We start from the raw sequence: 21,423 nt of genomic DNA, 5'->3' as shown, positions 1-21,423 counted from the left end.
CGGGGGAGGCATGTACAGCAGAACGAGCCGACCGGGCGTCCGCGTACAGTCCGGTGCCGAGGTTGACCCGGTCGGCGCAGCACGGCGCGCGGACCCGGTGCCGCCGGTGCTGCGACGGATGCCCGGCGCATGTCAACGGTCGCACCGTGGCGCAGGGTTGGCGCGCCCTGGCGGGCGGCCGTCGAGTCGACCGGTGCGCTCGGGGTGGGGCCGCGGCCTCGGTCACGCGGCCCCGGTCACTCGGCGTGCTGCTCCGGCAGGAGTTTCTCCCGGGTCTCCCGGAGGAACGCCGCGACGACGTCCGCATCGGCGAGGACGCGGGTGACGACCCGTTCGCCCGGGATCAGTTCGGTGCGCGCCGTGATCCGGAGCTCGCGCGTGTTCTCGGCGGTGACGTCCTGGAGGTCGCTCCACGGCAGCGGGGCCGTGCGGTGGTCGCTGCCGGGGTCGACGAGGAGTCCCTCGGGCAGCACGCCGAGCACCGTCCCGAATACGACGTGCCCCTCTTCCTCGAACCGCTCGTGCAGCGGCGCGGTGCAGCGCGGCATCAGGCCCGCGCGGATGGCCTCGGCCAGCCCCGGTTCGTAACGGCCCGCCAGTTTCGAGACCACGAAGGGGGTTTCACGGCCGCGCGCCAGGATGACGACGTGGCCGAAGTGCTCGATGCTCAGGTTGCCGCGGAATTCCGTCCGGGAGGGTATGTACTCGTAGCTCTCGATGGCCTCCCAGGGCAGGGCGCGGAAGTCGCCGCCGGCGTGGTGGAGGACGAGGCCGCCCTCGTAGCGCGCCACGGCGACCAGCCCGGAGCGCGGCGGCACGTTCTTGTAGGCCCAGGCGGCCGCTGTCACGGCGGCGACCGCGAGGACGGCGCCCCACCAGGTCCAGCCGGAGGCGGCGATGACGAGGATGCCGGGCAGTCCCAGGCCCCATTTGCCCACGCCGTCGCCGATCCGGCGGCTCGTCCGGTACAGCCGCCGCCGTTCACCCATGCCCGCCTCGGCCGCGACCTGGTCGCAGCGGGTGGCACCGCTCATCGCTGACTCCCCTCGGCTTTCGAGCGCGCCAGTCTAGCCAGGGCGGCTGGGTGGTCGGGTCGGGTGGGTTTCGAAAACCGTTGCGCGCAAAGGGTGGTAACACTGTTTCCCGTCGGTTACGTTGTTACCCATGAGCACGCCCTACCAGGACGCGCAGCGGGTCGGCCAGGATGCCGTGCGCGCCGTGATCCTCGACCGCGCCATCGCCCTCCTCGTCGCCGAAGGCCCCGCCGCACTGACCGTGCGCCGGATCGCCGCCGAGATCGGCTCCTCGACCAAGGTGCTGTACACGATGTTCGGCGGGAAGGAGGGTCTGCTGGACGCGCTGTACCGGGAGGGCTTCGCGCGGCTGCGCCGGGCACAGGAGCAAGTCCCGTGCGGGGTCGACCCGTTGGCCTATCTGACCGAGCTCGGCCGGGCCTACCGGGAGCGGGCGATCGCCGAACCCGCCTACTACCGGGTGATGTTCGAGCAGCCGGTCCCCGGATTCCGCCCTGGCGCCGCGGCGTTGGCCGTCGCGGACGGCGCGTTCGGTGCCTCGGTGGCCGCCGTGGAGGCCTGCATCGCGGCCGGGGTCTTCCGGCCCGGCGACGCCCGCGAGGTCTCCAAGCTCTTCTGGGCGGCCACCCACGGCGCGGTGAGCCTGGAACTCGCCGGCCACTTCGCGCCGGCCGAGGCCGGGGCGCGCTACGAGGCGCTGATGGCCGCACTGGGACGGGCCTTCGCCGCCGCCATCCCATCACCTGACGAGAGGTCGACACCATGAGCACCGACGGCCCGGACCGTGGCGGCACGAGCCGCAACCGCTTCCTGCGCGGGAACTTCGCCCCGGTGACCGAGGAGGTCACCGCCCACGACCTGCCCGTCACCGGCCGCATACCGGCCCACCTCGACGGGCGCTACCTGCGCAACGGCCCCAATCCGCTGGGCATCGAGGATCCGGCCGCGCACCTGTGGACCCTCGGCGCGGGCATGGTGCACGGTGTCCGGATCCGGGACGGGCGCGCCGAGTGGTACCGCAACCGCTGGGTCCGCTCCGGTGCGGTCGCCGACCGGCTCGGCGAGCCCCGGCGCGGCACGCCCGTCGACGAGCGGCTGGACATCTCCCCCAACGTGCAGGTCGCGGGCCTCGCCGGGCGCACCTACGCGCTGATCGAGGGCGGCATCCGCCCGTACGAACTCACCTACGAGCTGGACACGGTGGGGCCGTGCGAACTGGGCGCCACGCCGGAGGGGTTCTCCGCCAACGCCCACTCGATCCTCGACCCGCACAGCGGGGAACTGCACTCGCTGGCCTTCCGGTACGGCTCCGACCAGGTGCAGCACATCGTGATGGACGCCGCCGGTGCCGTCCGGCGCAGCACGTTGATCGAGGTGCCCGGGAACCCGTACATGCACGACTTCGCGCTCACCGAGCGGTTCGTGCTGCTGTACGACACGCCGGTGGTGTTCAGCGCGGCGCACCTGGCCACCGGGGTGCCCTTCACCTGGGACGGGCGGCGCGCCGCGCGGATCGGGGTGATGCCGCGCGAGGGCGGCGCGGTGCGGTGGTTCGAGCTCGCGCCGCACCTGGTCGGCCACACCCTCAACGCGTACGAGCGGACGGCGGACTCACTGGTGGTCGACGTCGTGCGGCACCCGCCGGGCATCGACCTGCGCGACATCGGCGCGAGCCGGCCCACGCTCGACCGCTGGACGATCGACCTGGCGGCGGGGACGGTGCGGGAGGAGCGGCTGGACGACCGGGTCCAGGAATTCCCGCGCGTCAACTCCCTTCACACCGGCCGCCCTTACCGCTACGGCTACGCGGCCGCCGTCGAGCTCTACGCGCCGCCGAACGGCCCCGGGGACGACCGCCCGGACGAGGGCTTCAGCAACGCCCTGCTCAAGCACGACCTGAGCCGGGGGACCGTCGAGGCCCACGAGTTCGGGCGCGACGGGGCGGTGGGCGAGGCGGTGTTCGTCGCCGCCGAGTCGCCGACGGCGGAGGACGACGGGTATCTGATGGCGTACGTCCACGACCCGGACCGGGGAGCGGCGGACCTGGTGATCCTCGCCGCCCAGGACTTCACCGGCGAGCCCGTGGCCCGCATCCACCTGCCGGTGCGGGTGCCCCTGGGCCTGCACGGCAACTGGGTGCCGGGCGGGGAACCGGGCCGAGGCTGAGGGGCCAATATGTGCCCGCCAGGGAGGCCGTGCCGGGAGGCCGTTCAGGGCGCGCCCGTGGGCAGGCCGCTGGGCCGGGCGGTGAGCCGGGCGGAGAGCCGGGCGCGGTCCGGGAGGGGTCAGCGGGGCCGGGTGGCGCGGAGGGAGTAGGACTGCGGCGCGGGGGAGCCGGCGGGGACGCGGAAGTGGGCGTGGGCGTGCTCGTGGAGGAAGTCCAGGCGCAGGCCGGCGTCGGCCAGGGCGGTGACGACCTCGCCGAGGCCGTGCTGCCACTGGACGGTGACGGTGGAGTCGAGCCGGGCGTCCGGGTCGGCGTAGGTGCCGGGGTAGTCGACGACGATCGGGGTGCGCTCGAAGTAGTCCTCCTCGAAGCTGCGCCCGTCGTCGGCGAGGACGTCGGCCACCGGGTGGTGCTCGGCGAGGTAGAGGAAGCCGCCGGGGGCGAGGAGCGCGGCGACCGTCCGGGCCCAGCGGGTGAGGTCGGGGAGCCAGCAGAGCGCGCCGAAACCGGTGTAGACGATGTCGTACGTCCGTCCGTCGAGTGCCTCGGCGGCCTCGTAGACGTCGGAGGTGACGAACCGGGCCTCGTCGGCGCCGATCCGGGCGGCGAGGTCGGCGGCGGCCGCGACGGCCGGGGCGGAGAAGTCGAGCCCGGTGACGACGGCGCCGCGGCGGGCCCAGGAGAGGGTGTCGAGCCCGAGGTGGCACTGGAGGTGGAGCAGCGTGCGACCGGTGACGTCGCCGACCTCGGCGGGCTCGTAGTCCTGGAGGGTGTCACGGCCCGCGACGAAGCCGGGCAGGTCGTAGAACGGGCCGGTGGCGTGGACGGGCACGCGCTCGTCCCAGTTCGCACGGTTGGCGGTGCGCCAGTCGGGGATGGCGGGGGTCGCGGTCATGTCGGGCAACGCTAGCCAGCGCCCCAGCGGCGGGCAATCGATTTCCGGCAATCGATTTCCGGCGGTCGGACGGCGGTCGGACGGGGGCGGGCAGGGGGCGTACGGGGGCCGGCCAGGGCCGACGGTGGACGGGGCGCGGACGGGCGGCAGCCGGCGCGCGGAGGGAGGATTCGTCACGGTCCCGGCGCTCGGGACCTGGTATGTGCGGGTCATGGCCGGGGTTTTCCCTGCTCTTTGTTCCGGATCATGGCGCGCTCTGCGACGATCCGATGATCGTCGCCCCGACGCGGTGGGCGGCGCGTCGCAGGGGAGAGACCGGCATGGCCGTTCGGCCCGAGGACACTGTCGTCCGGGCGAGGTGGGGAGCCAGGTTCGCCTGGGACAAGGAGACCTGGATGGTGGTCTCCGGCGGGGTGCTGGGGGCGATGTTCGCGAGCATGGGGCTCGCGGTGCTGTTCGGCCCGGCGAACGGGTTCGGCGGCGAGAGCCTCGCGTACATGGGGATCATCAGCATCCTCGGGCTGATGCCCTGTGGTGCGGGCTTCGTCTGGGCGCTGATCCACCCGAAGGCCGGGTTCCCCTCGGCCGCGGTCGGGGCGCTGGTGGGGCTCACGATCTTCGTCGGCTTCGCCGGGGACGGCCTCAACGACTCCTGGAAGGCGCCGCTGGACCGGCCCTCCACGGTCCGTGCGGTGGGCAGCTGGACCAGCGGGGACCTCGTGGTGCGGGTCCGTCCGGACCTGGTGGTGGCCTACCGCAGCGCCACCGGGGCCGTCGCCTGGAGCTGGTCCCCGCCCGGGCAGGACACGGTGTGCGCGATGAGCCGGGGCACCGGGCCCGACGGGACGGCCCGCGGCGACGCCCTCGGCCTGATCGGCCACTCGCCGCACGACGGGCCCTGCTCCGCCGTCACCGCGCTCGACCTCGCCGACGGCCGGGAGGGCTGGACCGCCACCGTGGACGCGCCCGCCCGGGACGGGGACGACGCGACGCCGGACGTGGTCGCGGTGGCCGGGCAGCAGGCCCTGCTCCAGGAGAAGGCCGGCTGGCGCGCCGTACGGCTGGCGGACGGCCGGGACGTCTGGCACAGCGCGGCCGATCCCGGCTGCGCCCCGCTGCAGGTCGCGGGCGGCCCCGGGGACGCCGTCACGGTCGCGCAGTGCGGCGACGCCGCTCCCGTGCTGCGCTCGCTGGCCCCGGCGGACGGCCGGGAGCAGCAGCGGATCGCGCTGCCCGCGGCGGGCGGGCTGAAGAACCTCGCGGTGGTGTCGGTCGACCCGCTCGCGGTGTGGGTGGACGCCCAGGCCGAGCGCGGCACCCACGCGGTGCTCAGCTACGACCGGACCGGCCGGCAGCGGGCGGCGATACCGGTCGCCGGGGACGAGTACGACCTGGACGTGATGCTGGGCGGGCTGCACGCCTTCGACGAGTTCACCGCCCGGCCGCTGTTCGGCGGGGCGGTGGTGGGGGACCTGTTCGTCGTGCCGGGGGAGAAGCCCGGCGACATCGGCATCAGCGGCGGCAAGCACCCCAGCCGGACCGCCACCGGCCGGCTGCTGGCGTACTCGCTCACGGACGGCGGCAGGCGCTGGACGGCGGGGCTGGACGACCAGGTGACCGGCCTGGTGGTGGACGGCGGCTCGGTGTGGGCGATGACCCGGGGCCGAGTGACCAGGGTGGAGGTGGCGACCGGGCGGCAGAGCGCCGTGCTGGACGTCAACGACACCGCGTCGCTCTACCCGGTGGATCTGTCGGTGTCGGGCCCGGAGCGGTTCACGGTGGTCGCGGAGGACGGGACCCGGGACGAGCCGCCGGTGCGGGTGCTGAGCTGAGGCCCGCACCCGGAACACCGGTAACGGACCGTCACCGCAACGGGCGGTGGCGGGGCGGCCGGTGACGCCGGGTGACCGCCGTGGGCGGGGCGCCGGGCGACCGCGGTGGCCGGGGACGGCGGTCCGGCACGGCCGCGCGGCGCCCGATCACCAGGGGAGGCGGCCCTCGCGATCCGCCCGGCCGCCCTCGACGGGCCCGCCACCGGAGGACCTGAGCCTTCCGGGCGGTTGTGTCACGCTGGTGGGGGAGCACCGCCGAGATCGGGAGACTCGTGATGGCCGAGATCAGGGTGAACGGGGTGGCGCTGCACTACGAGGCCCGTGGTGAGGGCCCCGGCGTCGTCCTGGTGCACGGTTCCTGGAGCGATGCGGACTCCTGGGCGCGGGTGCTGCCGGGCCTGGCCGAGTCCACCACCGCGGTCGCCTACGACCGCCGGGGGCACAGTCGCAGCGAGGACCCGCTCACCCAGGGTTCGGTGCACGAGGACGCGGCCGACCTGGCCGGGCTGATCCAGGGGCTGGGCCTGGCGCCCGCCTTCGCCTACGGCGACTCCTACGGGGCACTGGTCACCCTCCGGCTCGCCGCCGCCCGGCCCGACCTGCTGCGCGGGATCGCCGTGCACGAGCCGCCGGGGACCGGCATCCTGCTCGCGGACCCGGACCTGCGCCCGATCGGCACCGCCTTCGCCGGCCGGATCGCCGCCGTCCGGGAGCTGCTGGAGCAGGCGGAGTCGGCCGCCGCCGCCGAACTGTACGTGGACAGCCTCGCCCTCGGCCCCGGCGCCTGGGAGCAGCTGCCCGCGCCGGTCCGGCACACCTACATCCGCAATGCGCCCACCTACCTGGACGAGCTGCGCGACCCGGACGCGCTCGACCTCGACCTCACCGGGCTGTCCCGGTTCGGCGAGCCCGCGCTGCTCACCCAGAGCGACGACAGCGCCCCGATGTTCGGCGAGGTGCTGGACCTGATCGACCTCGCCCTGCCCAAACCGGAACGCCACCTGTACGCGGGCGCCGGGCACGCCCCGCACCTCTCGCAGCCGGAGGAGTGGGTGCGCGTGGTGCTGCCGAGGGCGCTGGGCTGAGGCGCGCCGTCGCGGTTGCGGCCGGCCGACCCCCCACCGGGGACGGGGCGGCCCGGGCGGGGGGTCGGCCGCGGCCCTACCGGTCGGCGGCGGCCCTACCGGTCGCCGGCGCCCCAGCCGTCGTCCGGCAGGTCGCCGTCCGGCGCGGGGCACTCGACGTGCTCGAAGCCCCACAGCACCGCCTTGTGCAGCACCCACTCCGGAAGCGGCGGCCGGTCGTAGCCGTCGCGGTCGGTGAGCACCAGCTCGACCCGGACCTCCTCGGCCGGCGAGAACTCCAGGTTCCGCTGGCCCGGGAGGTTCTCGTACGTCACCGTCCGCCAGCTGTGGCCGGTGGCGGTCAGCGCCGCCATCAGGTCCCGCTCAGAGACGTGGGTGTCGAGCGTCACCGATCCGCCGCCCGGCCGGGGGAGGTCGAGCTCGCCGTGCCAGACCGGCAGCGACAGCGCGTGGAGCCGGCGGCAGCGGCAGAACACCGTCTGCACGTCGCCCCAGCCGAAGGCGTGCGGCCACCGGTGGCCGCGGTGGACGCGGCCGCCGTCCCACGGATCGCCGTAGTGGGCGGCGAGTTCGGGCAGCGAGGCGCCGTAGCGCAGCTCGCCGAGGCCGCCGGTGGTGGCCAGGCCGGTGACGAGCGGGAGGAAGCCCGTCAGCCCAGGCACCCGCGCACCGCCTCGATCAGGCGGTTCGCCCGGGCGTCGCCGTGGCCGATCATCCGGTTGGCGACGTAGCCGAAGCCGACGCCGAACTCGTCGTCCCCGAAGGCGAACTGGCCGCCGGCGCCGTCGTTGCCGAAGCTGCGCGCGCCGAGCAGCGGGCGGAAGGCGGGGGAGTCCAGCAGCAGGCCGGAGCCCCAGCGGGCGCCCAGGTCGAAGCCCAGGAAGCCCGCTCCGGAGGAGACTTCGCGCACCGCGTCGGTCACGGTGTCGGGGGAGAGCAGCCGCTCGCCGCCGTCCAGGCCGGTGGCCGCCGCCGCGTAGAGGCCCGCCAGACCGGTGGCCGAGGCGACGGCGCCCGCGCCGGGCAGCTCGATCGCGTGCAGGTCCGGGTCGTTCCAGCCGTGCGGCACGTCCAGGCCGGGGAAGACCAGGGCGCCGTTCATGGTGACGATCCGGGTGAGCAGGTGCTCCGGGCCCGGCATCGGACGGCGGCCATCGGCCTCCACCAGCCGTGCCAGGCGCGGCAGTTCGCTCTCCGGCAGGCCGATCCGGACCGGCAGCCCGAGCGGCTCGGCGATCTCCTCGCGCAGGAACACGCCCGGGGTCAGCCCGGTGATCCGGCGGATCACCTCGCCGACCGCGAAGCCGAACACATGGCCGTGGTACTCGTGGGTGGAGTCCGGCTCCCAGAGCGGCCGCTGCGCCTCGATCGCTCGGATCACCGGATCCCAGGCGGCGACCTCCTCGAAGGAGAGCGTCGCGTCCAGGGCCGGGAGGCCGGCGCGGTGGCCGAGGATCATCCGGGTGGTGACGGCCTGCTTGCCGTTCCGGGCGAACTCCGGCCAGTAGCGGGCGACCGGCGCGTCCAGGTCGAGCCGGCCCTGCTGGGCGAGCAGGTGCGCGGAGATGCTCACCGGGCCCTTGGCGCAGGAGAACACCGGTACGACGGTGTCCTGCGTCCAGGCCCGGCCGGTGCGGTCGTCGGCCGTGCCGCCCCACAGCTCGACCACCTTCCGGCCGCCGGAGAACACCGTGACGGCGGCGCCCAGTTCGGGGAACTCGGTGAAGTTGGCGGCGAAGGCGTCCGCGACGGCGCCGAAGCGCTCGTCGGCCCAGCCGTGGTGCTGCTGCATGATGTGGTGCCCCGTTCTGCCCTCAAGATCGACCGAACCACGCTACGGGAGCCGGGCGGCCGTGACGAGGGGATTTCACCAGGCCGGGACTGGTGGGACGGATGTGGCAGACTCGCCTGCCGGAACGGAGGAGGGGAGCTGGTGGATCGCGACGCGCTGACCGCGCTCTGGGAGCGGCGGTGGCCCGGCACGGAGCCCGTCGGGCACGAGATCGACAGCCGGGCACGGGACGTCTGGGTGCGCTTCCACAGCCTGCCGGAGTCCAAGCGGTACCCCGACGACGAGCGCGAGTACGCGATCGTCCTGGAACGCCACAACACCGTGCTGGACGAGCTGTTCGCCGGCGCCGAGGTGTACGTCCTCACGCCCAGGTGGACGAGCAGGACGAGCGTCCCCCGCATGCGCCGGGACGCGAGGCACTGGCGCACCTGGCTCCAGAGCGACGACCCCGAGCCGGAGTTCCGCACCTACTGCCACGTCTTCGTGGAGCGGCGGCAGTGGCGGCGGGGCGGCCTGGACCGGCTGCTGCGCCGGGTCGCCGACGAGCGGGAGGCCGGGGTGATCGTCACGGACACCGGGATGCGGCGGCTGTACCACCCGTACGACGGCGGCGCGGACGTCCACCTGGCCACACCGGAGGAGCGCGACCGGTTGAAGGAGCGGCACGCCGACTGGCTGTCGCGGCACCCGGACGGCTGGTGAGCGGCGGGTCGGGGCGAAGGCTTGCCGTGGCCGCCGTCCGCCCCGCAGAGTGTCGGGAGCGCGTTGACGATCACGCGCGCCGGCAGCTCGGCTGCCGCAGTGGGCAAGGGAGCGGGACATGGCCGTCAGTCTGAGCAAGGTCGAGCGGAGCGCACCCGGGCTGGTGAGCCTCTACAAGACGGCCGGCGCCTCGGTCGAGCGGCGCGGGCTGAACGGCCGGCGGCTGGCTGTGTACCTGGTGGTCGACTACTCCGGTTCGATGCGGCCCTACTACAAGGACGGCAGCGTCCAGGCGCTCGCCGACCGGGTGCTGGGGCTGTCGGCCCACCTGGACGACGACGGGAGCGTGCCGGTCGTCTTCTTCTCCACCGAGGTCGACGCCCAGGCCGAGATCGCCCTGACGGGCCACGCGGGCTGGATCGACCGGATCGTCGCGGGCCTCGGGCACATGGGGAAGACCAGCTACCACCTGGCGATGGACGCGGTGGTCCGGCACTACCGGGAGAGCGGGGCCACGGCGCCGGCCTTCGTCCTGTTCCAGACGGACGGCGGCCCGATCAGCAAGAGCGCGGCGGAGAAGCGGCTGTGCGAGGCGGCGACGCTGCCGATCTTCTGGCAGTTCATCGGCTTCGGGGACCCGGACGGCAGGCAGTTCGACTTCCTGCGGAAGCTGGACGAACTGCCCGTCCCGGAGAAGCGGCCGATCGACAACGCGGGCTTCGTCCACCTGGGGCGCGATCCCCGGACGGTCTCCGACGAGGAGCTGTACGACCTGCTGCTCGCCGAGCTGCCGAGCTGGCTCGCGGCCGCCCGGGCCCAGGGCATCGTCCCGGAGCAACCGGCGCCGCAACCGCAACCGCAGCCGCAGCCGCAGCCGACGGCGGCCCCGGCGGTCCCGCCGACGGAGCGCCGGGGCTTCTGGGCCACCCTGACCGGGGGCCCGGGGAAGCGGAGCCGGCGCGGTTAGGCGGTGAGGCGGGGAGGGGGGAGGGGGCGGGCGTCGACGGCCTGGACGAAGGCGGTCCGTGAGGAACGGTGTCGCCGCCGTCTACCGGGCCCCTGGCCTGGGCAGGCTCGGACGGACAGCGCCAGCGAAAGGGGCCGACGATGGCCGCAGTTCACGAATCCGTCCTCGACGCGATCGGCGGGACGCCGCTGATCCGCCTCGCCCGGCTCGGCGCCGGGATCGCCGCGCCGATCTACGCCAAGGCGGAGTTCCTCAGCATCGGCGGCAGCGTCAAGGACCGCGCCGCACTGTCGATGGTGCTGGCCGCCGAGCGGGACGGCCTGCTGAGGCCGGGCGGGACGATCATCGAGGCGACCTCCGGCAACACCGGCATCGGCCTGGCGATCGTCGGCCGGCAGCGCGGGTACCGGGTGATCGCCGGGGTGGCGGACAAGGCGGCGGCCGAGAAGGCGGACATCCTGCGCGCGTACGGCGCCGAGGTGGTGCTCGCGCCGACCTTGGTGCCCCAGGAGGACCCGAGGCACCTGTTCAAGGTGGTCCAGCGGCTGGCCGAGGAGATCCCCGGTGCCTGGCTGGCCAACCAGTACGACAACCTGGCCAATCCTGACGCGCATGTCCGGACCACCGGCCCCGAGATCTGGGAGCAGACCGGCGGCCGGGTCACCCACTTCGTCGCGGGCGTCGGTACCGGCGGCACCATCACCGGTACCGGCGGATACCTGAAGGAGGCCTCCGGCGGCACGGTGACCGTGGTCGGCGCGGACCCGGAGTCCTCCTCGTACGGGGGCGGGGACGGCAGCCCGTGGTTCGTCGAAAGCATCGGGCACTTCCTCCACCCCGAAACGGTCGAGGACCGCTGGCCGCAGGCCTACCGGTCGGAGGTGATCGACTCCTTCGAGCGGATCCAGGACCGCGAGTCGCTGCTGACGGCGCGCCGGCTCGCGCGCGAGGAGGGCCTGCTGGCCGGCCCGTCCTCCGGCACGGCGGTCGCGGCGGCGCTGCGGGTGGCGCGGACGCTCGGGCCGGACGACCTGGTCGTGGTGGTGCTGCCCGACTCGGGCCGCTCCTACCTGTCCAAGGTGCACAGTGACGCGTGGATGCGGGAGTGGGGCTTCCTGGAGGAGGAGGCGGAGGGCCTGCGCCCGTTGCTGGAGGCGGCCGGGCCGCTGGTGACGGTCGACGCCGGCACCACCGTCGGCGAGGCGGCCCGGGCGCTGCGGGACGCGCCGGGCGGCGTCGCCCCGGCGGTGCTGGCGCGGCCGGCGCGCCCGTTCGGGGTGAACGCGACCGAGGTGGCGGGCTCGGTGTCCCGGGAGGTGCTGACGGCGGCGCTCGCGGACGGCAGGGCCGAGCCGGAGGACCCGCTGGGCGCGCTGCTCGGGCCGGCGCTGCCGACGGTCGGCGTCGGGCAGTCGGCGGCCGAGGCGCGGGCGGCGCTGGCGGGCGGGCGCCCCGCGGTGCTGGTGCTGCTGGACGGCCGGGTGGCGGGGCTGCTGACCAGGGAGGTCCTCACGGGCTGACGGTACGTCAGTTGTCGCCCGTCGGTATCAGGATGGCGGAGATCACCCGGTCCAGGGTGCGGTCGAACGCCCGGTCCGGGTCGGCGGGCGGGCCCGCGGCGGCGAAGGCCTGGGCCAGGTGCGGGAATTCACCGCTCGCCGCCGCCCGGCCGAGGTAGCCGACCAGCTCGGACTGCCACTTGGCGCCCGCGGCCGCCGTCCGCTCGAACTGGGCGAACTGGGCGATGAAGCCGTTGATCAGGGCCATCGCCTCCATCCGGTCGCTCCCGCCGAGGCCGGTGGGGGCGGTGGCGGCGAGGAAGTGGTCGGTGTAGCGCAGGGCGTTGGGGCCGATGCCGGGGCGGGCCAGCACCAGTGCGGGCAGCCAGGGGTGGCGGCGGAAGATGCCGAGCTGCTGGTGGGCGAGGTCGGCGAGGTCGGCCCGGACGTCGCCGCTCGGCGCGGCCGGGAACCGGTACTCGGCGGCGGCCGCGTCGAGCATCAGGTCGAGCAGGTGCTCCTTCTTCGGCACGTAGTTGTAGAGCGACATGGTGCCCGCGCCGAGCGCCGCCGCGACCCGCCGCATGGAGACCGCGTCCAGGCCCTCGGCGTCGGCGATCCCGATGGCCGCGGCGGCGATCGAGTCGCGGCTGTGGGCCGGGCGCGGGCCGCGGCCGGTGCGCTCGGGGCGCAGCCAGATCACTTCGGGGGCCTCGGGGGGCGTGGGCTTGCTGGACGCCGGCGCGGACCCGCCCGGTGCGGGCGTGCTGGACGGCGTGGGCGTGCTGGACGGCGTGGGCTTGCTGGACGGCACTGGAAGATCACCTCGTTTTCCCCATCGTAGATACGTACGGCGTACGTAGTAGGATGCGCCTGCGCGCGCTTCTACGTACGCTGTACCTAGAGAGGGGCAGAGCCATGTCCGACACCGCCCGACCCGCCATCGAGATGGCGGGCGTGGAGAAACGCTTCGGCGCCACCGAGGCCCTGCGCGGCCTCGACCTCGCCGTCCCGGCCGGCACCGTCTGCGGCCTGCTCGGCCCCAACGGCGCCGGCAAGACCACCGCCGTCCGCGTCCTCGCCACCCTGGTCGCCCCCGACCGCGGCACCGCCAGGGTCGCCGGACACGACGTCGTCCGCGCCGCCGAGGACGTCCGCCGCGCCATCGGCCTCGCCGGGCAGCACGCCGCCGTCGACGAGGGCGTCACCGGCCGCGACAACCTCCGCCTGCTCGGCCGGCTGCACCACCTCGGCGCCCGCAGGGCCCGGGAGCGCGCCGACGAACTGCTCACCCGCTTCGGCCTCGCCGAGGCCGCCGACCGGCTCGTGCGCACCTACTCCGGCGGCATGCGCCGGCGTCTCGACCTCATCGCCAGCCTGGTCACCAGCCCGCCGGTGCTCTTCCTGGACGAGCCCACCACCGGGCTCGACCCGCGCAGCCGACAGGCGATCTGGGACACCGTCAAGGAGCTCGCGGACGGCGGCACCACCGTGCTGCTCACCACCCAGTACCTGGAGGAGGCCGACCGGCTCGCCGACGACATCGTGGTGGTCGACCACGGCGCCGCCATCGCCACCGGGCCGCCCGACCGGCTCAAGGCGGCGATCGGCAGCCAGGTCTCCGTCACCCTGGCCGACCCCGGACAACTCGCCGCCACCGCCGTCGTGCTGTCCTCGATGACCGGGGGCGACGCCCGGGTGGACGTCGCTGAGCGGACCGTCGCGGTGCTGACCACGCCCGGCGTGTCCGTCCTGCTGCCGTCGCTGGTCCGGGAGTTGGACGGCGCCGGGGTCGTCGCGCAGGACGTCGCGGTGCGGGCGCCCTCGCTGGACGACGTGTTCCTCGCGCTCACCCAGGAGTCCGCGGACGCCGGGAGGGCCGCCCGGTGACCACTGCGCACATCGCCCCGGCGCGACCGTCCGGCATCGGCCGGCTCGCCACCGGTACCTGGACCTCGGTGCTCCGCGTCCTGCTCAACTACCGCCACTCACCGGGCCTGTTGGCCGCCTCCCTGGGCGTGCCGGTGGTGATGGTGGTGGTCTTCGGCTACGTCCTCGGCAGTGCCATGCAGGTGCCGGGCGGCGGCGACTACCGGGAGTTCCTGATGCCCGGCCTGTTCGCCATGGTGGCCACCAACGGCATCATGCCGACCATGGTCGGCGCCGCCCGCGACGTCTCGCGCGGAGTCACCGACCGGCTGCGCTCCATGCCCGTCTCGCGCACCGGGCTGCTGCTCGGGCAGACCCTCGCCGACCTGCTGGTCAGCATGGTCGTCCTGGCCCTGCTGGCCCTGGTCGGGCTCGCCACCGGCTGGCAGGCCCGGAACGGACTCGCCGACGCGGCAGGGGCGTTCGCGCTGCTGCTGCTCTTCCGATTCGTGATGACCTGGGTCGGCACCCTGCTCGGCCTGGCCGTCGGCAAGGAGGAGGCGGCCGGTCAGCTGTCCGTGGCGGTCTTCCCGCTGGCGATGATCACCAACGCGTACGTGCCGACCGGCGGCATGCCCGGCTGGCTGCGGTTCCTCGCCGACTGGAACCCGGTCAGCTCCGTCGTCCAGGCCTGCCGGGAACTGTTCGGCAACCCCTCGGCGGCCGGTTCCGCCTGGCCCACGCAGCACGCCGTCCTCGCCGCACTGCTCTGGAGCGCGTTGCTGCTGGCAGTCTGCATGCCGCTCGCCGTACGGAAGTTCGCCACTCACGGGCGGTGATCCGCCGGGTTCCGGCACTCCCGCCAAATGTGCTGGACAGCGGAGCCGGTGTGGTCTTGGGTGGGGCGCCATGGAGTACACCCACCTCGGCCGCACCGGCCTGACCGTCTCCCGCCTCTGCCTCGGCACCATGAACTTCGGCCCCCACACCGAGGAGGCCGAGGCCCACCGCCTCATGGACACCGCCCACGAGCGCGGCATCAACTTCTTCGACACCGCCAACACCTACGGCCGCGACAGCGAGGGCCGGCTGCGGGGGCGGACCGAGGAGATCATCGGCCGCTGGTTCGCCAAGGGCGGCGGACGCCGCGAGCGCACCGTCCTCGCCACCAAGGCCTACGGCGACATGGGCGACTGGCCCAACGAGAGCAAGCTCTCCGCGCTCGCCATCCGCAAGGCCGTCGAGGCCAGCCTGCGCCGCCTCCAGACCGACCACATCGACCTCTACCAGATGCACCACATCGACCGGGCCACGCCCTGGGAGGAGATCTGGCAGGCGATGGAGGTCCTGGTCGCCCAGGGCAAGATCGTCTACGTGGGCTCCAGCAACTTCGCCGGCTGGCACATCGCCCAGGCCCAGGAGACCGCCCGCGCCCGCCACTTCCTCGGCCTGGTCAGCGAGCAGTCCCTCTACAACCTGCTCGACCGCGCCATCGAGCTCGAAGTCGTCCCCGCCCTCCAGCACTACGGGCTCGGGCTGATCCCGTGGTCCCCGCTGCGCAGCGGCCTGCTCGGCGGCGTCCTGCGCAAGGAGCGCGAGGGCACCCGCGACCGCAGCGCCATGCCCTACGCCGGCGAACTCCTCGCCAAGCACCGCGACCGCATCCAGGCCTACGAGGACTTCGCCGCCGAACTCGGCGCCGACCCCGCCGACCTCGCCCTCGCCTGGCTCCTCTCCCGCCCGGCCGTCACGGCCCCCATCATCGGCCCCCGCACCCCGGCCCACCTCGACGCCGCCATCGGCGCGTTCGACCTCAAGCTCGACCAGAAGACCCTCGACCACCTCGACGAGCTCTTCCCGGGCCACCGGCCCGCCCCGGAGGACTACGCCTGGTAGGCCGTCCGCGTCCGGCCCCGGCCCCTTCGTCGGGCGCCGGGGCCCCGCGCGTACCCGCGGGAGCCGGCCGCGGACCGGCACCCCCGGCCTCCGGCGGCGTCAACCGGCCCGCACAGTAGCCGAATTGTGAGGGTGGCGAGCCTTGACCGGGCCGTCCGGCACTGGTCTAGTCACCGCTTACATGGGCAAGGGTACGGGGAGGCACAATTGGCCTTGTTCGCCAAGCCGCAGCCGGGCTACACCACCGCCGCCGCCACCGGCGACACCGTGGTGCTGCTGATCGGCATGCGGATCAACCGCTTCTGGGCCGTGCACCACTGGGGTCCGGTGATGTTCTCGATGCTCCGGATGCTGTACGACCTGCGCCGCGCCCCCGAGCGCGGCCTGCGCGGCCGCATCCTGCTGACCGCCTCGCCGCGCACCTACTACGTGGTCCAGTACTGGGAGTCGAAGGAGAAGCTGTACGGCTACGCGAGCGCGCCGGACGGCTTCCACCACACCGTGTGGGGCATCGCCAACCGCAAGCTGCGGGAGGGCAAGGCCCGCGGGCACGTCGGGCTCTGGCACGAGACGTACATCGCGCCGCCGGGCGGGTACGAGTCGATCTACTTCGACATGCCGCCGTTCGGTCTGGCCGGCGCCACCGGCTCGCTGCCGGTGGAGGCGCGCGGCCGGCACGCGGCGCAGCGGCTGGCCTACCGGGAGCCGGCACCGGAGCCGGAGGCCGTTGGGTCGCAGTCGCAGCCGCAGCCGCAGCCGCAGGCCGGCCGGTCGGAGCCGGAGACCAGTGGGGCACGGACGGCGCCGGGCGGGGCTGGCGAGTCCGAGGTCGGGGCGGGCGAGTCCGAGGTCGGGGCCGCGCCGGCCCCCGGCGCCTGAGTACGGCTGCGCCGGGAGTGTCGTGGGCCGCCCGGCCGCCGTGCCGTGAGAGCGTCGGGGAATGGTGGATCGGGGCGACGCGCGGCCGCAGGCGCCGGCGCGGTCGGTGCGGGTGGTGCACGAGGTGCCGTACCGCGCGCAGTGGGAGTCGGCGGAGCTGGTGCGGGAGATCGTCGACGGGCGGCTGGAGGCGTCCGCCGATCCGCGCTGGGGGCAGTCCGGCGCGGCCACCGCGGAGGAGTACGCGTGGTGGTCCTGGCGGCTGTGCGGGGTGGCCTGTCTGCGGATGGCGCTGGCGCACTGGTGGGGCGTGACCCCGGCGGCGCTGGCGCTCGCGGGCGAGTGCGTGGCGGCCGGCGCCTACCTGCGGGACGGTGACAGCCTGCGCGGGCTGATCCACGCGCCGTTCGCCGAGTACGTCGAGCGGCGCTGGGGACTGGCCGCGCGGGCAAGGGAGTTGACGCCCGAGGAGGTGTCGTCGGAGGTGGCCGACGGCCGGCTGGTGATGGTCTCGGTGCACCCGTCGATCCGGGAGCCGTACGGGCCGGAGCCGGTGCGGCGCGGTGGGCACCTGGTCCTGGCGGTGGGTGCCACGGACACGGCGCTGCTGATCCACAACCCCTCCGGGTTCCCGGGGGAGTCGCAGGCCTTCGCGCGCGTGCCGTGGCGGTCGTTCGGGCGGTTCTACGCCGGACGCGGGATCGTGCTCGGCCCGCCCCGGGTCTCCTCGCCCTGACGTCGCGGAGCGGTCACTGGTTGTCCGGCAGTCCCATCGGGTTGATCGGCAGCCGGCCGCGACAGAGCGCCGAGATCGGCTTCAACGCCGCGGCGAGCCGGTCGAGTTCGGTCCGCGGGTAGTCGTCCCAGACCCGGGCCGCGGCCAGGTCGGTGGCGGCCTCCAGGGTCTGGTGACGGATCCGGCCGAGCTCGGTGACCGTCCCCTCGGCGGTCAGCCAGCCGCGCTCGACCAGGCGGTCGGCCGCCGCCTCCCACTCGGCGTCCGTCCACCCGCGCAGCGGCTGGAGCATCTCGCGCCGCATGTCCATCGCGCAGCGGACCACCAGGGCCTCGCAGCCGTCCAGCCCGGCCGCCACCAGGGCGGCCACGTGGCCGTCGCCGCGGTGCTCGCGCATCACGGTGGCGGCCTGCCAGAGCCGCTCGTACAGGCCGCTCGGGCGGGGCAGCGCGGCGTTGGCGGCGGCCAGCACCCGCCCGGCGCAGTCCAGCCGGGTGGCGGCCTGCTCCAGGGTCTCGGCGACCAGCTCGACCTGCTCCTTGTCCACGTGCTCCAGCAGCCCCTCCAGGATCGTCGCGGAGGCCTTCAGCCGGGCGGTCAGCGCCTCCTCCGGGCTCGCGTGGTTCCACACCTCCGGCAGGGCGCGCTCGACCATCGAGGGGGAGAAGTTGAAGAAGGCGGCGGTCACCGGCGGGGCGTCCACCGCGCCGAGCGGGGCCGATCGGGTGGCGAAGTAGCCGTGCAGGCGGCCGTGCAGACCGGCCTCCTCGAAGGCGGCGCGGCCCTCGGGCAGGAAGTAGGTGGCGGCGTGCACCGGCTCGAAGAGCCACCACAGCGCGCGGGCGGGGTGGACGAGATCGGTCATCGGGAGACCTTCCTCGGACGGAGCTCTGGGCGGGCCGGGGAGCTCGGTGGTCGGGACGGCCCGGCGGGAGCCGCGGCGGGCCGTGGCCCGTTCAAGGGCTGATGACCACGGCGAGGGCCCCGGTAATCCTGCCGGGGGGTGTGATGACGGTCACGCCGAGATGGCGCTGTGCGCCCGGCGGCGGTACGGCGCGGGATGATGGGATGAGGTGCCCGCTCCCGGGGGCGCCCAGCCCCGCAGGTCCTCGTACGAAGGTAGTCGGTCATGGCCCAGATCAACCCCAGCATCCTGTCCGCGGACTTCGCCCGGCTCGCCGACGAGGCCGAGGCCGTCCGGGGTTCCGACTGGCTGCACGTGGACGTCATGGACAACCACTTCGTGCCCAACCTGACCCTCGGCGTCCCGGTGGTCGAGTCGCTCGCCCGCGCCACCGACACCCCGCTCGACCTCCACCTGATGATCGAGGACCCGGACCGCTGGGCCCCGCAGTACGTCGAGGCCGGCGCCGGCTCGGTCACCTTCCACGTCGAGGCCGCCGCCGCGCCCGTCCGGCTCGCCCGTGAGATCCGCGCCAAGGGCGCCCGCGCGTCGATGGCGCTCAAGCCGGGCACCCCGATCGAGCCGTACGAGGACCTGCTGCCCGAGCTCGACATGGTGCTGATCATGACCGTCGAGCCCGGCTTCGGCGGCCAGGCCTTCCTGGACATCATGCTGCCGAAGATCCGCCGCACCCGGGAGCTGATCGCCAAGCACGACCTGGAGCTGTGGCTGCAGGTGGACGGCGGCGTCGCGGCGAACACGATCGAGCGCTGCGCGGAGGCGGGCGCGGACGTGTTCGTGGCCGGCTCGGCGGTGTACGGGGCCGAGGACCCGGCCGAGGCGGTCCGCAAGCTGCGGGACCTCGCCGACAAGGCGACGGCGGACGCCTGGTGGGCCTGCGGGCACTGAGGCCCGCCGGGCCTTCGCCGGGCCGCCGAACCGCCGGGCCATCCGGCGGTGCCGGCACCGCCGGATGGCCCGGCGCGGGTGGAGGAACGCCGCACCGTGGCGGATGATCGGTGACGATGTCCTCCGAGGACCGTGCCCGGCCCCTCTCCGTACGGTGGTGGAACCGCGATGAGCAACCTCGACCTCAGGCCCGCCCCGGCCGGCTGCGGCCGCGAGGCCAGCGCCGGCCCGGTGAAGGATCTGCTGACGGCCCGTCAATTCCCGCTCGGCGGCAACACGGTGGTCCAACGCCTGCTGCCCAACCTGGGCCGCCGGATGGTGGGCGCCTGGTGCTTCGTGGACCACTACGGGCCCGACGACATCGCCGACGAGCCCGGCATGCAGGTCCCGCCGCACCCGCACATGGGCCTCCAGACGGTCAGCTGGCTCCACCAGGGCGAGGTGCTGCACCGCGACAGCCTCGGCAGCCTCCGGACCGTCCGGCCGTACGAGCTGGGCCTGATGACCTCCGGCCGGGCGATCTCGCACTCCGAGGAGTCCCCGCGCCCGCACGCCCGCCACCTGCACGGCGCCCAGCTCTGGGTGGCCCTCCCGGAGGCCGGCCGGAACATCGCCCCCGCCTTCGAGCACCACCCCGACCTGCCCGTGGTCACCGGCCGGGGCCTGCGCGCCACCGTCATCCTCGGCACCCTCGACACCGCCACCTCGCCCGGGACCACCCACACCCCGCTGGTCGGCGCCGACCTCGCCCTCGCCGACGGCGCGGACCTCCGCCTCCCGCTCGTCCCCGACTTCGAGCACGCCGTCCTCGCCATGTCCGGCCGCGTCGACGTCGACGGCGTCCCGGTCGAGCCCGGCTCCATGCTCTACCTCGGCTGCGGGCGCCCCGACCTCCCGCTGCGCGCCCACGGCGACGCCGCCGTCCTGCTCCTCGGCGGCGAGCCCTTCGACGAGCGGATCGTCATGTGGTGGAACTTCATCGGGCGTTCCACCGAGGACATCGCGCAGGCGCGCGCCGACTGGATGACCGGCGACCGCTTCGGCGAGGTGCACGGCTACGCCGGCGACCGCCTCCCCGCCCCCGAGCTGCCCGCCGTGCCCCTGAAGGCGCGCGGCCGCCAGCGCTGAGACATTCAACCGGGAGCGTCCGGTTGTCTTTCACCGACCGGCCTCAGGAACGCCGGCCCTCCCAGCTGTAGCGCAGTTGGTAGGTGTTGACGCCGCCACTCGGCCGGGCGCGGTAGACCGTGATGGAGGGGAAGAAGTCACGCTTGACGGAGACGGTACGAGCCCGCTCGTCGTTCTCCACCTCGCTGATCCACTCCTCGATCTCGCGCGCGAGCTTGAACGTGAGGTGGTAGCCGGGGTCGGCACCGACCGGGGTGATGTTCCACTCGGCGTCGGCGTTGTGGCCTGTACGCCAGAGTCGAACGGCGTGAGTCGGCTCGGCGTCGGCGTGCTGCAGGAACTGGGAGGCGTCGCCGGTCACGAAAGGGATGATGAACGGTGCCTCAGGAAAGCCGAGGAGGAGCTCCCGGCCCATCTTCTCGGTGAGTCTCTCGGCGTACTTGTGGACGACCGGCAGCGCGGCAGCGCGGAACTGCGGGGCATTGGTGTGGATGTCGTCAGGCTCGTCGACGTCTGCGGTTCCGAGTGCGGTGCGGAGGACGGCCCTGAGCCAGTTGACCGGAAACGTCGTGATGCCGTGCTGGGCGCTGACGGTGAAGAGCAGGTCCGCGGCAGTGTCGATCCGGTCTCGCAACCATGTGAAGGAAGGACCGGACAGATCGACGAGCGAGATCTGGTGGGCGAGTGCGAATCGCTGGGCGTCCTTGGTGAAGCCGCTGGTGGAGAAGAGCGAGTAGACGTAGTGGTAGCGGCGTCGCGGCCGGCTGTAGCCGTGGTCGCTGCCGGCCGGCATCCTCAGTTCAGGGATGGCGAAGTTCTGATTGATGTCGTGGACGACGCCGTGGGCGTTACGCACAATAGCGAGCCCGCACCGTTGGTTGTACGACTTGGCCTCAAGGAACATCCGCACCGGCAGTGAGAATGCTGGTGTAAAGGCGAACTGGCCCAGTACGTCGACCTGGTGGCGGGCGCCACGGCCACGAACGGCGAGTGAGCCGTCCTGGGAAGTGGTGAGTTCGGCCCGGTCGTCGCGGGTGTGGGTGAGAAGCCGGTATCCGCTGTTGCGCAGCAGCCAGGCGAGGGCCTCTTCGAGGAGGTACCCCTTGAGGTGAGCCTTCGTGAGCATGGC

General features: G+C 74.0%; 20 protein-coding genes and 1 pseudogene. 14 read left to right on the top strand and 7 right to left on the bottom strand.

Translation table 11 applies throughout. From position 1 onward, the window contains the following. Window positions 1–236 precede the first annotated feature (236 nt). The gene (locus tag ACZ6EM_RS00965; RefSeq protein WP_465771333.1) at window positions 237–1,034 is read right to left on the bottom strand and encodes a hypothetical protein; all 798 of its coding nucleotides are present in this window, start codon (window positions 1,032–1,034) and stop codon (window positions 237–239) included. A 130-nt stretch (window positions 1,035–1,164) separates the two neighbouring features. Between ACZ6EM_RS00965 and ACZ6EM_RS00960 the strand changes: the two genes are divergently transcribed. Beyond that, window positions 1,165–1,800 (top strand): TetR/AcrR family transcriptional regulator, encoded by a 636-nt coding sequence (locus tag ACZ6EM_RS00960; RefSeq protein WP_465771332.1) that lies wholly within the window; start codon window positions 1,165–1,167, stop codon window positions 1,798–1,800. Then, entirely contained in the window at window positions 1,797–3,200 is a 1,404-nt protein-coding gene (locus ACZ6EM_RS00955; protein WP_452178139.1) for a carotenoid oxygenase family protein, read from the top strand. The genes ACZ6EM_RS00960 and ACZ6EM_RS00955 overlap by 4 nt, the downstream gene beginning before the upstream one ends. A gap of 119 nt (window positions 3,201–3,319) precedes the next feature. On the opposite strand, the gene ACZ6EM_RS00950 is transcribed toward ACZ6EM_RS00955, so the two are convergent. Further along, entirely contained in the window at window positions 3,320–4,096 is a 777-nt protein-coding gene (locus tag ACZ6EM_RS00950; protein ID WP_401050166.1) for a class I SAM-dependent methyltransferase, read from the bottom strand. 320 nt (window positions 4,097–4,416) lie between these two features. Between ACZ6EM_RS00950 and ACZ6EM_RS00945 the strand changes: the two genes are divergently transcribed. Beyond that, entirely contained in the window at window positions 4,417–5,928 is a 1,512-nt protein-coding gene (locus tag ACZ6EM_RS00945) for a PQQ-binding-like beta-propeller repeat protein (RefSeq protein ID WP_465771331.1), read from the top strand. A 275-nt stretch (window positions 5,929–6,203) separates the two neighbouring features. Further along, window positions 6,204–7,013, top strand: a complete 810-nt coding sequence (locus ACZ6EM_RS00940) for an alpha/beta fold hydrolase (protein ID WP_380542756.1) — start codon at window positions 6,204–6,206, stop codon at window positions 7,011–7,013. A 95-nt stretch (window positions 7,014–7,108) separates the two neighbouring features. Here the strand turns inward: ACZ6EM_RS00940 and ACZ6EM_RS00935 are convergent, their stop codons facing one another. Then, window positions 7,109–7,675 (bottom strand): hypothetical protein, encoded by a 567-nt coding sequence (locus tag ACZ6EM_RS00935; protein WP_452178141.1) that lies wholly within the window; start codon window positions 7,673–7,675, stop codon window positions 7,109–7,111. Further along, entirely contained in the window at window positions 7,663–8,805 is a 1,143-nt protein-coding gene (locus ACZ6EM_RS00930; protein ID WP_452178142.1) for a serine hydrolase domain-containing protein, read from the bottom strand. The genes ACZ6EM_RS00935 and ACZ6EM_RS00930 overlap by 13 nt, the downstream gene beginning before the upstream one ends. 141 nt (window positions 8,806–8,946) lie before the next feature. Here ACZ6EM_RS00930 and ACZ6EM_RS00925 point away from each other — a divergent pair, with 141 nt between their 5' ends. From ACZ6EM_RS00925 to ACZ6EM_RS00915, 3 genes are all read left to right on the top strand, one after another. After that, the gene (locus tag ACZ6EM_RS00925) at window positions 8,947–9,507 is read left to right on the top strand and encodes a DUF3885 domain-containing protein (RefSeq protein ID WP_401046077.1); all 561 of its coding nucleotides are present in this window, start codon (window positions 8,947–8,949) and stop codon (window positions 9,505–9,507) included. A 118-nt stretch (window positions 9,508–9,625) separates the two neighbouring features. Beyond that, window positions 9,626–10,474, top strand: coding sequence for a VWA domain-containing protein (locus tag ACZ6EM_RS00920; protein WP_465771330.1), 849 nt, complete (start codon window positions 9,626–9,628; stop codon window positions 10,472–10,474). Between the two features lie 140 nt (window positions 10,475–10,614). Next, window positions 10,615–11,994, top strand: coding sequence for a pyridoxal-phosphate dependent enzyme (locus tag ACZ6EM_RS00915; protein WP_452178143.1), 1,380 nt, complete (start codon window positions 10,615–10,617; stop codon window positions 11,992–11,994). A gap of 7 nt (window positions 11,995–12,001) precedes the next feature. Here ACZ6EM_RS00915 and ACZ6EM_RS00910 read toward each other — a convergent pair whose 3' ends face one another. Beyond that, complete coding sequence (locus ACZ6EM_RS00910) at window positions 12,002–12,787, bottom strand: TetR/AcrR family transcriptional regulator (RefSeq protein WP_465771329.1); 786 nt, start codon at window positions 12,785–12,787, stop codon at window positions 12,002–12,004. Window positions 12,788–12,891: 104 nt separating this feature from the next. Between ACZ6EM_RS00910 and ACZ6EM_RS00905 the strand changes: the two genes are divergently transcribed. The 5 genes and pseudogenes from ACZ6EM_RS00905 to ACZ6EM_RS00885 all read left to right on the top strand — a co-directional run bounded on the left by ACZ6EM_RS00905 (window position 12,892) and on the right by ACZ6EM_RS00885 (window position 17,353). Then, a complete protein-coding gene (locus tag ACZ6EM_RS00905) occupies window positions 12,892–13,863 on the top strand; it encodes an ATP-binding cassette domain-containing protein (RefSeq protein ID WP_401046083.1) in 972 nt (323 codons plus the stop codon). Further along, entirely contained in the window at window positions 13,860–14,681 is an 822-nt protein-coding gene (locus ACZ6EM_RS00900) for an ABC transporter permease (RefSeq protein WP_380542771.1), read from the top strand. Before ACZ6EM_RS00905 ends, ACZ6EM_RS00900 begins: the two co-directional genes overlap by 4 nt. A 70-nt stretch (window positions 14,682–14,751) precedes the next feature. Next, entirely contained in the window at window positions 14,752–15,738 is a 987-nt protein-coding gene (locus ACZ6EM_RS00895; RefSeq protein ID WP_452178145.1) for an aldo/keto reductase, read from the top strand. A gap of 213 nt (window positions 15,739–15,951) precedes the next feature. Beyond that, window positions 15,952–16,440: pseudogene (locus ACZ6EM_RS00890) on the top strand (DUF4188 domain-containing protein); the annotation flags it as partial. Between the two features lie 238 nt (window positions 16,441–16,678). Further along, on the top strand, window positions 16,679–17,353 hold the full coding sequence (locus ACZ6EM_RS00885) for a C39 family peptidase (protein ID WP_359897367.1): 675 nt from the start codon (window positions 16,679–16,681) through the stop codon (window positions 17,351–17,353). 13 nt (window positions 17,354–17,366) lie between these two features. Here ACZ6EM_RS00885 and ACZ6EM_RS00880 read toward each other — a convergent pair whose 3' ends face one another. After that, a complete protein-coding gene (locus ACZ6EM_RS00880) occupies window positions 17,367–18,218 on the bottom strand; it encodes an SCO6745 family protein (RefSeq protein ID WP_465771328.1) in 852 nt (283 codons plus the stop codon). Window positions 18,219–18,482: 264 nt separating this feature from the next. Between ACZ6EM_RS00880 and rpe the strand changes: the two genes are divergently transcribed. After that, window positions 18,483–19,166, top strand: coding sequence for a ribulose-phosphate 3-epimerase (gene rpe / locus ACZ6EM_RS00875; protein ID WP_359897365.1), 684 nt, complete (start codon window positions 18,483–18,485; stop codon window positions 19,164–19,166). Between the two features lie 168 nt (window positions 19,167–19,334). Next, window positions 19,335–20,294: a pirin family protein gene (locus ACZ6EM_RS00870; protein WP_465771327.1), complete on the top strand. Its 960-nt coding sequence runs from the start codon at window positions 19,335–19,337 to the stop codon at window positions 20,292–20,294. A 43-nt stretch (window positions 20,295–20,337) separates the two neighbouring features. Here the strand turns inward: ACZ6EM_RS00870 and ACZ6EM_RS00865 are convergent, their stop codons facing one another. Continuing rightward, the gene (locus tag ACZ6EM_RS00865) at window positions 20,338–21,420 is read right to left on the bottom strand and encodes a hypothetical protein (RefSeq protein ID WP_465771326.1); all 1,083 of its coding nucleotides are present in this window, start codon (window positions 21,418–21,420) and stop codon (window positions 20,338–20,340) included. Between the last annotated feature and the right edge of the window lie 3 nt (window positions 21,421–21,423).

This window comes from Kitasatospora sp. NPDC041917, from assembly GCF_055589745.1.
The sequence above is the reverse complement of the archived record's forward strand: the minus strand, read 5'-3'. Positions and strand labels throughout refer to the sequence as shown.

What these genes read in the sequence shown, in the direction of transcription:
- ACZ6EM_RS00880 (WP_465771328.1), bottom strand. Translation starts at nt 18,218, where the DNA reads ATGACCGATCTCGTCCACCCCGCCCGCGCGCTGTGGTGGCTCTTCGAG.
- ACZ6EM_RS00885 (WP_359897367.1), top strand. Translation starts at nt 16,679, where the DNA reads ATGGTGGATCGGGGCGACGCGCGGCCGCAGGCGCCGGCGCGGTCGGTG.
- ACZ6EM_RS00945 (WP_465771331.1), top strand. Translation starts at nt 4,417, where the DNA reads ATGGCCGTTCGGCCCGAGGACACTGTCGTCCGGGCGAGGTGGGGAGCC.
- ACZ6EM_RS00930 (WP_452178142.1), bottom strand. Translation starts at nt 8,805, where the DNA reads ATGCAGCAGCACCACGGCTGGGCCGACGAGCGCTTCGGCGCCGTCGCG.
- ACZ6EM_RS00950 (WP_401050166.1), bottom strand. Translation starts at nt 4,096, where the DNA reads ATGACCGCGACCCCCGCCATCCCCGACTGGCGCACCGCCAACCGTGCG.
- ACZ6EM_RS00870 (WP_465771327.1), top strand. Translation starts at nt 19,335, where the DNA reads ATGAGCAACCTCGACCTCAGGCCCGCCCCGGCCGGCTGCGGCCGCGAG.
- ACZ6EM_RS00895 (WP_452178145.1), top strand. Translation starts at nt 14,752, where the DNA reads ATGGAGTACACCCACCTCGGCCGCACCGGCCTGACCGTCTCCCGCCTC.
- ACZ6EM_RS00915 (WP_452178143.1), top strand. Translation starts at nt 10,615, where the DNA reads ATGGCCGCAGTTCACGAATCCGTCCTCGACGCGATCGGCGGGACGCCG.
- ACZ6EM_RS00920 (WP_465771330.1), top strand. Translation starts at nt 9,626, where the DNA reads ATGGCCGTCAGTCTGAGCAAGGTCGAGCGGAGCGCACCCGGGCTGGTG.
- ACZ6EM_RS00960 (WP_465771332.1), top strand. Translation starts at nt 1,165, where the DNA reads ATGAGCACGCCCTACCAGGACGCGCAGCGGGTCGGCCAGGATGCCGTG.
- ACZ6EM_RS00940 (WP_380542756.1), top strand. Translation starts at nt 6,204, where the DNA reads ATGGCCGAGATCAGGGTGAACGGGGTGGCGCTGCACTACGAGGCCCGT.
- ACZ6EM_RS00965 (WP_465771333.1), bottom strand. Translation starts at nt 1,034, where the DNA reads ATGAGCGGTGCCACCCGCTGCGACCAGGTCGCGGCCGAGGCGGGCATG.
- ACZ6EM_RS00955 (WP_452178139.1), top strand. Translation starts at nt 1,797, where the DNA reads ATGAGCACCGACGGCCCGGACCGTGGCGGCACGAGCCGCAACCGCTTC.
- ACZ6EM_RS00865 (WP_465771326.1), bottom strand. Translation starts at nt 21,420, where the DNA reads ATGCTCACGAAGGCTCACCTCAAGGGGTACCTCCTCGAAGAGGCCCTC.
- rpe (WP_359897365.1), top strand. Translation starts at nt 18,483, where the DNA reads ATGGCCCAGATCAACCCCAGCATCCTGTCCGCGGACTTCGCCCGGCTC.
- ACZ6EM_RS00905 (WP_401046083.1), top strand. Translation starts at nt 12,892, where the DNA reads ATGTCCGACACCGCCCGACCCGCCATCGAGATGGCGGGCGTGGAGAAA.